At 47.9% G+C, this 8,371-nt stretch carries 8 protein-coding genes and 1 pseudogene; 2 read left to right on the forward strand and 7 right to left on the reverse strand.

The features are described from left to right. Positions 1-918, forward strand: a pseudogene (locus J0895_RS03615) (hypothetical protein); the annotation flags it as partial. 183 nt (positions 919-1,101) lie between these two features. Here J0895_RS03615 and J0895_RS03620 read toward each other — a convergent pair. After that, entirely contained in the window at positions 1,102-1,683 is a 582-nt protein-coding gene (locus J0895_RS03620; RefSeq protein WP_207086764.1) for a slr1658 family protein, read from the reverse strand. 314 nt (positions 1,684-1,997) lie between these two features. Between J0895_RS03620 and J0895_RS03625 the strand changes: the two genes are divergently transcribed. After that, positions 1,998-2,189, forward strand: coding sequence for a hypothetical protein (locus J0895_RS03625; RefSeq protein ID WP_207086765.1), 192 nt, complete (start codon positions 1,998-2,000; stop codon positions 2,187-2,189). Between the two features lie 408 nt (positions 2,190-2,597). On the opposite strand, the gene J0895_RS03630 is transcribed toward J0895_RS03625, so the two are convergent. From J0895_RS03630 to J0895_RS03655, 6 genes are all read right to left on the reverse strand, one after another. Further along, positions 2,598-3,518 carry an NAD(+) kinase gene (locus tag J0895_RS03630; protein ID WP_207086766.1) on the reverse strand — a complete coding sequence of 307 codons (921 nt, stop codon included), beginning with the start codon at positions 3,516-3,518 and terminating at the stop codon, positions 2,598-2,600. 358 nt (positions 3,519-3,876) lie between these two features. Continuing rightward, positions 3,877-4,182: an NADH-quinone oxidoreductase subunit NuoK gene (gene nuoK, locus J0895_RS03635; RefSeq protein WP_198017903.1), complete on the reverse strand. Its 306-nt coding sequence runs from the start codon at positions 4,180-4,182 to the stop codon at positions 3,877-3,879. A 110-nt stretch (positions 4,183-4,292) separates the two neighbouring features. Then, on the reverse strand, positions 4,293-4,919 hold the full coding sequence (locus J0895_RS03640) for an NADH-quinone oxidoreductase subunit J (protein WP_207086767.1): 627 nt from the start codon (positions 4,917-4,919) through the stop codon (positions 4,293-4,295). 125 nt (positions 4,920-5,044) lie between these two features. Further along, complete coding sequence (gene ndhI / locus J0895_RS03645) at positions 5,045-5,647, reverse strand: NAD(P)H-quinone oxidoreductase subunit I (RefSeq protein WP_207086768.1); 603 nt, start codon at positions 5,645-5,647, stop codon at positions 5,045-5,047. Between the two features lie 109 nt (positions 5,648-5,756). After that, positions 5,757-6,875, reverse strand: coding sequence for an NADH-quinone oxidoreductase subunit NuoH (gene nuoH / locus J0895_RS03650; protein ID WP_207086769.1), 1,119 nt, complete (start codon positions 6,873-6,875; stop codon positions 5,757-5,759). An 884-nt stretch (positions 6,876-7,759) separates the two neighbouring features. After that, positions 7,760-8,371, reverse strand: a 612-nt coding sequence (locus J0895_RS03655) for a citrate/2-methylcitrate synthase (protein WP_277989777.1), incomplete at its 5' end; no start/stop codon positions are given.

Consider the following 8,371-nt stretch of genomic DNA (forward strand, 5'->3'; position numbering starts at 1 on the left):
CACACCACCCTCACCGTCATGCAGGACCCCAGCTTGCATGAACAGGTTGGTCAAAGTCATGCCAATCACGCCTTTATCGACCCCTACAGTCCTCAAGCCCGTCGAGACTATGCTTGGATGATCACTGAACTCCTCAAGCGCAAACCGGACGGGATGTTATTCGATTACGTCCGCTATCTACGCGGCGTCGGCCCGGCTTCTGTCGTTACGAAGCCATCTGACCTCTGGATCTACAGTGAGGCATCCCAGCAAACCCTCTTGCAACGGGGTCTCAACCAGAAAGGTCAGGAATTAATCCGGCGCTACGTCACCCAAGGCTTCATTAGCGCGAACGACATTGCCGCCGTCGATGGACTCTATCCCGATGAGGCAGAACCGATGTGGCAAGGTCGGACAGCCTCCCCTGAGTCTAAAACAATGGGAACCCCCGGGGAACGTCTGCCACTCCTGCAATGGCAACTCTGGTATCTCAGTGTCGCTCATGCCGTGCAAGGAATTATTGATTTTGTAAATCTGGCGGTAGAGCAAGTTGAGCCTCAAGGAATCCCCTCTGGTGCGGTATTTTTCCCCGGGGGTAACCGTCCCGTCGGTCAAGGGGGATTTGATTCTCGGTTACAAGCTTGGGATCGCTTTTCCCCCGAGATGGAATGGCATCCAATGGCTTATGCCAATTGCCAAAATTCGGATTGTATTATGGAAGAAATTGAGCGGGTTTTAAGCATGGCTCCTGAAGGCACTCAGGTCATCCCGGCTTTAGCTGGAAATTGGGGCATTCCAGTTACCAATCGACCGCCTTTAGAAGACCAAATGTCTGCCTTGCGGCGCTATTCTTCCCAGATTAACTCCGTCAGTCACTTTGCCTATTCTTGGCAAGAACCGCAGTCGGACCGCGATCGCAAGTTTTGTCAACTCAACTAAGTTTTCAGTCAGTTGTTTCCAATCCCCGACTGACTCCCTGAGAACATAAAAACCCGGTTTTTCGACCCGGGTTTTTATTTTTTAAGTGGGTCATAATGAAATCAAGTCCATCCCATGACTTAACCTCATCTTGGTCCTCTCTCCCGAAAGCCAATTACGAAATTTTTACCCAATAAATTTTAGCTATAAAAATAATTTCACCATCGTCGTCAAAGAGATGCCTTGAGATTCTTCGGGAAAGCTATCGAATTGCCACCCGATTTTTCCTTGATAATCATTCAGAATCGTTAAATAACCTAACCTTGAATTGCTCGGGTCATCTGCCTCTGCATTCTTTTCCAACTGTTCCAAATACAACTCTTCAGGTTCGCAGACACTTAATCGCTCAATGAAGGCCCGCAAATCAGCCGCCTGTTGTCCATTTATACCATTTTTGGTCATCAAGATAATCGAATTTTCATATAAATGAATTTGCATGGTGGTGGGATGCGGCAATGTAGAATCACTAAATTTCATAGTGTTTTCTAATAACTCATTGGCGATATAGTTGACGCTATGAGCGCTTTCCGCTTTTTTATGACATGGATTCTCCGGGTTTCCATTGTCTCCAAAAAAGGTGGCCAAGTAATTGGCTACAAAGTCCGCTGATAAGCCATTATTTCGCCACCGCTTTTTAATAGAAGCCGAACTCGGGGAGAATCCCAGAATTAAATACTCGGTGCCCAGAGGCGGATTTTGAATGAAATCTCCGAATATCTCAATCATAGTATTGGGGTCTGTGTTCATTGAGGGGATAGGGAAATATAGACAAAAAATGACCCATTGCTACTCCACAACTCTAAAAATACCTACCGGCCTAGCTAATTCTATTGAGTATGTTAGAAATTCAATGTAATCACCCTTGCCAAGAGGTGCTGTAGCTTAAAGTGCAGAATCCAGTTTTTTTGGCACAGTCCGGTTTGGATCCAGGGTGAGAACAGTCTGAGTAGATTGTTGAAATCCAGGCGATCGCTTCCTTCGGAAATCGGACTACAGCAGCCGAATAATCAAGCAGTCATCTGCTATGGAGTGAACTGTTTATGAACCGGCTGTTTTGGATTAGCATCATGGGTTTATCTGTAACCCTAATAGCGGCAGTACAAATTAAATCTGAACCTGTGATTTTATGTGATTATGAGGTGCCTCCAGTCTGTAGTGACTCCAGCGGATGCCACCCGGAACTCGTCTGCTCACCGTTGTCCTCGGCGATCGCCTCGGGGTGGAAAAATTAGGCGGAGGGAATGCCAGGGGCTAGATTTGACAAAGGTTTCCGGATTAGTAGCCTAAAACGACAATCACCGGATGCGATCGCCCCAGGGGGAGGTTTCCTCTAAATCGGCAAAAGCGCGTCAAAAGCCTGATCGATAAATTGGGTGCAATCACTCCCTCTCAGAGGGAAATCCCGGGTTATGCTTCATCCTTAACGTTGCCAGTTTCCCCCCTACATTCTGCTTTAAAACTGTTGAAACCGCCCAGGCAATAAACCCGAGTCATTTTGAATATTCTGGGTTGAGATTTCCGGGCGGTGCAAACTTTTGGAAAAGCTGAATATGGATTATTCAAAAAACGAGGCGATCGCCTCTTTAAAAACCCTCGTAACCCCCGGGAAACCTAGGCTATCGCCTAGGTTTTGGCCTCCTTTAATGGCGGTGATTATTATTATATTTAATTCTCGCTCCTGCCCATTGTAACTTTTCCCGTAAGGTCTGATAATAGGAATAATTTTCCTGTAAAATAATAAACTTAGCGCGACAGTCTGCCATCCGAACATCAACCCGATGTCCCGGCCAAATTGAGGTAGCCATTACCCCATCCATCCACAATTTCGTACTCAAATCCGGGTCTGCTAAAGGCCAAATACTAACCACAGCTCCCGGTGGCAACACAATCGGACGACTGGACAAACTTAAAGGACAAATCGGAGTCACAGCGATCGCCTCCATCCCATCATGCATAATCGGGCCATTCGCCGAAACCGTATAGCAGGTTGAGCCCGTAGGGGTTGCCACAATCAGACCATCCCCTTGATACTGATCCACCACCTCCCCATCAATTTCCATTTCCAGAATCGAGGTGATCATCCGGTCCGCTGCAGCCGGTTTGACACACATTTCATTTAAAGCCAAAAAGCGATCGCTCGCCGGTTTCATATTCGTATGATGCCCCTCATAAACCCGTCCTTGGAGCATCATCCGGCGTTGAATCGCATAGCGGTCCTCCAACAAGCGGTCCCACACTCGTTCCGTATCTTTAAACTCCTCAAAGTGTTCCGTAATAAACCCCAGATGGCCGCCCACATTGACCGCCAACATCGGAATTCCCTCCGGAGCAAGTTGTCGAGCCGCTGCTAGGGCCGTCCCATCCCCCCCAAACACCACAGCCAAATCAATTTGACTGGTTGAGGAACCCAAAAAAACGGGATAGGGATTATCTTTAGACCCACTGGGTCCAACCAAAACATGACACCCGCGATTTTCCAACTCCCGAGCGCATCGATCAGCCCACCGCCGAGATAGGTCATCTCCGGCTTTATGCGCAATAATGGCATTTTTAAGCTGCACTTGAGACTAACCCCCTAACCGTTTTATGTTTTTTTCTGGGCATTCATCAGTTTATCCAGTCAGCCCCTAAGTTATTGTACTAATTCCTACGGTTTATTATCCTTCAGCTAACGATTTACCCTCCATCCAGATGATTTCGTCCGGACTCTTGTCGTAGAAGCCCCTCACCTGTTTATTAATTCGTTAAATTTGGGGTCTCTACATTTTTATTATATTTTCTCTAAGTTGTTTCGTCACCCAAAAATTAGAAACCGGGTCTCTTGAAAAAACCCGGTTTAATAGGGTAATCGAGTCATTCTGCGATCGCCTCGGACCATCAATCAAGCTGGCCCAGATAGCCTCGTGACCCAGACCCCTCTTACCATTTCAGGAGATTGAACTGCTCCATATCCACCGTATCCCGGTTGCGATAGATAGCCAGCACGATCGCCAAACCCACTGCCGCTTCCGCCGCCGCTACTGTAATGACAAACACCCCAAAAACCTGACCCTTAATTGTAGCGGAGTCCAGGAAATTAGAAAAGGCGATTAAATTCAAATTCACCGCATTCAGCAATAGCTCAATCGACATCAACACCCGGACAGCATTGCGACTGGTAATCAAGCCATAAATGCCAATGCAGAACAAGGCGGCTGCCAAAACTAAAAAGTATTCGAGTTGCAGTTCCATTAATCCTCATCAGTATCTTACTAGATTTTGAATGATTAAGGGGCGGGGAAATTCACCCCTTAAAACGGTAAAAGTTCAAAACGTTTGATGACCTTTTACCCTGTTCATTCCTGGGTTTTAACCTGATTTCCCCGGAGAGCAGGGACGGGTGCACGGGGACGTTCCGGCAACTTCAAATCCAGTTCCGCTGAATCTATTTGAGCTTTTCGCTCTTCAGGAATTAACTCCCGACGAGCCAAAATAATCGCGCCGACCATTGCCATCAACAACAGTACAGAGGCTAATTCAAACGGCAGTAAAAAATCGCTGAATAAATGTTCTCCAATCTGCACAACCGTATTTTCTGCGGTTGCTGCAGTTGGCATCACAGCCCAAGGAGTTGAGAAAACCATCGTGCTTAATAGCGCGAATAATCCCAAAGCGACGATGGCGGTTGCTACCCGACGGATCCAGTAATTGGGAAGGTGCGTAAAATCCTCCTGTTTGTTAACCAGCATGATGGCAAACAAAATCAGAACGTTAACGGCACCGACATAAACCAAAATCTGGGCCGCTGCTACAAAATCAGCATTGAGCAACAGATACAAACCGGCCATGCTGATAAACACGCCGCCTAATAAAAATGCCGAATAAACGACCTGAGACAGGAGTACGACACCCAAGGCTGCTCCTATCATCATCACGGCCAGCAGGCCCAACGAAACTATCTGAACGCCTTCCGCTAAATTCACTGTATTTGTCCTTTGTTCTTTGTCCTTTGTTGTTGGTTGAGGGTCATCATTTGTCTGGGGTTATTTGTTGGGTCATTCTTCATTCTGACTTACATCATCCCCGGCGATTTTTTGACAAATTTCCCCTATTTTTCCGTGGATTGTTCTTGTTCCATCTGTTCCCGAATTTCTTCAGGACGAAGACCGGCACGACGAGAATTCGGGGGCAAATCATGGGGAGAGATCACACCTTTGGGTAGATAGGCGAGTTCTCTGAGGGGGGTCACCATTGGATCATCGGTGACTTTGTAAGGTAAGCGTCCCATTGCCACGTTATCAAAATTCAATTCGTGGCGATCGTAAGTTGAAAGTTCGTATTCTTCCGTCGCCGAGAGACAATTGGTCGGACAGTATTCTACACAGTTGGCGCAGAAAATACAAACGCCGAAGTCAATACTGTAGTCGTTGAGCTGTTTCTTTTTGGTTTCTTTGTTGAATACCCAATCCACCACGGGCAGATTAATCGGACAAACGCGCACGCACACTTCGCAGGAAATGCACTTATCAAATTCAAAGTGAATCCGACCCCGATATCGTTCGGAAGGAATCAGTTTTTCGTAGGGATATTGCACCGTAACCGGACGACGGCGCATGTGGTCGAAGGTCACGGAGAGTCCTTGCCCGATATATTTGGCCGCTTGAACGGTTTCTTTGGCGTAGTTGCTAACTTGGTTGAGGAATTTGAGCATAGTGTTCTCGACGATGACTGCTAAGTGATAGGGAGTGGTGACCTGAAGTCAATATGAACTTAAGCGATCGCTCAATAACTGGGCAGTTTTTGAACGAAAAAAACCGCGCTTACCCACCAAAGGCAAAGGGAAAGGCCAACTTTAAGGCGGCAGTTAAGAGCAGATTGACTAGAGAAACGGGCAGCAGGAATTTCCACCCTAAATCGAGAAGTTGGTCGATCCGAACGCGGGGTAAGGTCCAGCGCATGAGAATGGCGAGGAAAATAAAAAAGTAAGCCTTGAGCAGGGTCATGGTGATGCCGAGGGTTGCGGTAATCACTTGCAGCCAAGGGGTGGTTTCGCTGACCCCGAGCCACTGTCCTAGCAGTTCTACAGGGATAGGAGATTCCCAGCCACCCAGATATAACACGGCGATTAGGAGTGCCGAGAGGATGAGGTTGACGTAGGACCCTAAGTAGAACAGGGCGAATTTCATGCCAGAATATTCGGTTTGATATCCGGCGACGATTTCTTCTTCAGCTTCAGGGAGGTCAAAGGGTAAGCGTTCGCATTCCGCCAGGGCCGCAATCCAGAAGATGACAAAGCCAAGGGGTTGACGCCAGATGTTCCAACTGAGGATGCCATAGCTGGATTGCTGTTCCACAATGTCGAGGGTGCTCAGGCTGTTGGACATCATCACGATCGCCAGCACGCTTAGGGCCAGGGGAATTTCATAACTGATTGACTGTGCCGCCGCCCGCAATCCACCGATTAGGGAGTATTTGTTGTTGGAGGCATACCCTGCCATCAGTAAGCCGATCGGCTGAATGCTGGAAAGGGAAATCCATAAAAAGATGGCCACCCCGACATCGCTAATGATGAGATTTTGTCCGAAGGGGACGATCAGGAAGGAGGCGAACACGGGGACTACCACCAGGACTGGCCCGAGGGTAAAGAGGATAGGGTCAGCTTTCGCCGGAATGATATCCTCTTTGAACAAGAGTTTGAGACCATCGGCGGCGGGAGCTAAAATCCCCAAAGGGCCGATGTATTCTGGGCCGATGCGCTGTTGGACCGCAGCAGAAATTTTTCGCTCTAGCCAGACGGTTACGAGCACGCCAATTGTTGCGACAACTAGCATGAGCACCATCGGAATTGGCATCCATAAGGCTTTTGCTGCTCCCGCCGGAAGGCCCAAATCTGCGAGCGCTTTTATAAAACTTCCTTGTAGGTCTATACCTGGGTTCATGCTTCTTCCCTCATTGAGACGGACGCTATATTGGTACTCCAATTAGCGGTGAGAGTCAAGGAGGGGCTAGGTTTACGCTGCATAAAGATTGTTCTCCATGAATCGATTAATCAGTCCATTACCGCCTTGGAGTTGTTTAATCCCTTGTAGTATTGCAATCTACTTTCGTTCGGGCAATTACGAACTGAAATCTGACAACCGAAGTCCGCATAACGGTTTTGCTCTATTGAGCCGGACCTTAGATGGGGTTAAGTTAGCTTGCGCCTTTGTTAGAGGTCGGTACTATCTTAAAGACACTGGTTTAACCCAATAAACCTGTTTAATCTTTAAGTTTTAGTAGCTCCAGACTAGCTACGCATCCGTAGGTAAGAACTTGAACACTTGCCTCTAACGTAGTGAATCAACACACCTGAGTCTGGTAAACATTAGGCTTTAAAAGCCCACGCTGTACTGTACTCAGTCAGCGTTGGGTAGTTTACGCTTCCTAATTGAGAGTGTGAAGATTTCTTACGACTCGGTTAAATGCAATAACAGTATAACGCTCGATGGACGCCAGAACTCTGGGAGAGGCTTGAGTTTCAGTGTTTAGGGAAGTAGGTGGCCCTCCGGGGATGGGCGGCATAGGGTCAGGAGGCGATCGCCCCGGGACCGATCGCCATCCGGTTGATTCTGAATCTGGGGAGAGCAGGGATTTGAGGGAACTCCAGTCTTGATCAGGGGATACCGGCGCAGGTTCTCCAGGGCTGGATCTGGGTTCTTTATTTTGGCGGAGAATTACCCACAAAAAACCCTCAGATTATGGCAATCTAAGGGCAATTGTGGCGATCGCGGCTAGATGGATGATTCCCATTCAGGGAAAAATCACCGACCCAGACGCGATCGGGTTAACGTTCAGCGATCGGAATATAGGGAGCATTATGAGTTCCCGTATAAATTTGGGTCGGACGGTAAATCCGGTTTTCCCCCAATTGCTCTTTCCAGTGCGCCAACCAACCCGCCACCCGGGAAATCGCAAAGATCGGCGTAAACAAATCCGTAGGAATCCCCAACTTCCGATAAACCAGACCCGAGTAAAAGTCCACATTGGCATAAATGCCTTTGTAAGCGAGTTTTTCTTCCACTACTCGCTCTAGCTCTACGGCAATGTCATAATAATTATCCCGGCCAAACTTCTCAAACAATTGTTCAGCGAGGTTTTGCAGGATAATCGCTCGGGGATCCTTGACTTTGTAGACCCGGTGACCGAACCCCATAATCTTAGAGTTAGTCTTCAGACAGTTTTCAATATAGGGTCGGACATTTTCAACCGAGCCAATTTCCTCCAGCATTTCAATCACTTCTTCATTGGCCCCTCCATGTAAAGGACCTGCCAGGGTTCCCACCGCTGAAGCCACCACCGCGTAGGGGTCCGTCAACGTAGAAGCAGTCACCCTTGCCGAAAATGTCGAAGCATTGATGGTATGTTCTGCATGAAGGGTCAGGCAGACGTCCAACAC

It is taken from the genome of Phormidium pseudopriestleyi FRX01 (genome assembly GCF_017313335.1).
In the GTDB taxonomy this organism is placed as follows: domain Bacteria; phylum Cyanobacteriota; class Cyanobacteriia; order Cyanobacteriales; family Laspinemataceae; genus Laspinema; species Laspinema pseudopriestleyi.

Coding starts and splice junctions, on each gene's coding strand:
- J0895_RS03620 (WP_207086764.1), bottom strand. CDS start 1,683: ATGATTGAGATATTCGGAGATTTCATTCAAAATCCGCCTCTGGGCACC.
- J0895_RS03625 (WP_207086765.1), top strand. CDS start 1,998: ATGAACCGGCTGTTTTGGATTAGCATCATGGGTTTATCTGTAACCCTA.
- ndhI (WP_207086768.1), bottom strand. CDS start 5,647: ATGCTCAAATTCCTCAACCAAGTTAGCAACTACGCCAAAGAAACCGTT.
- nuoH (WP_207086769.1), bottom strand. CDS start 6,875: ATGAACCCAGGTATAGACCTACAAGGAAGTTTTATAAAAGCGCTCGCA.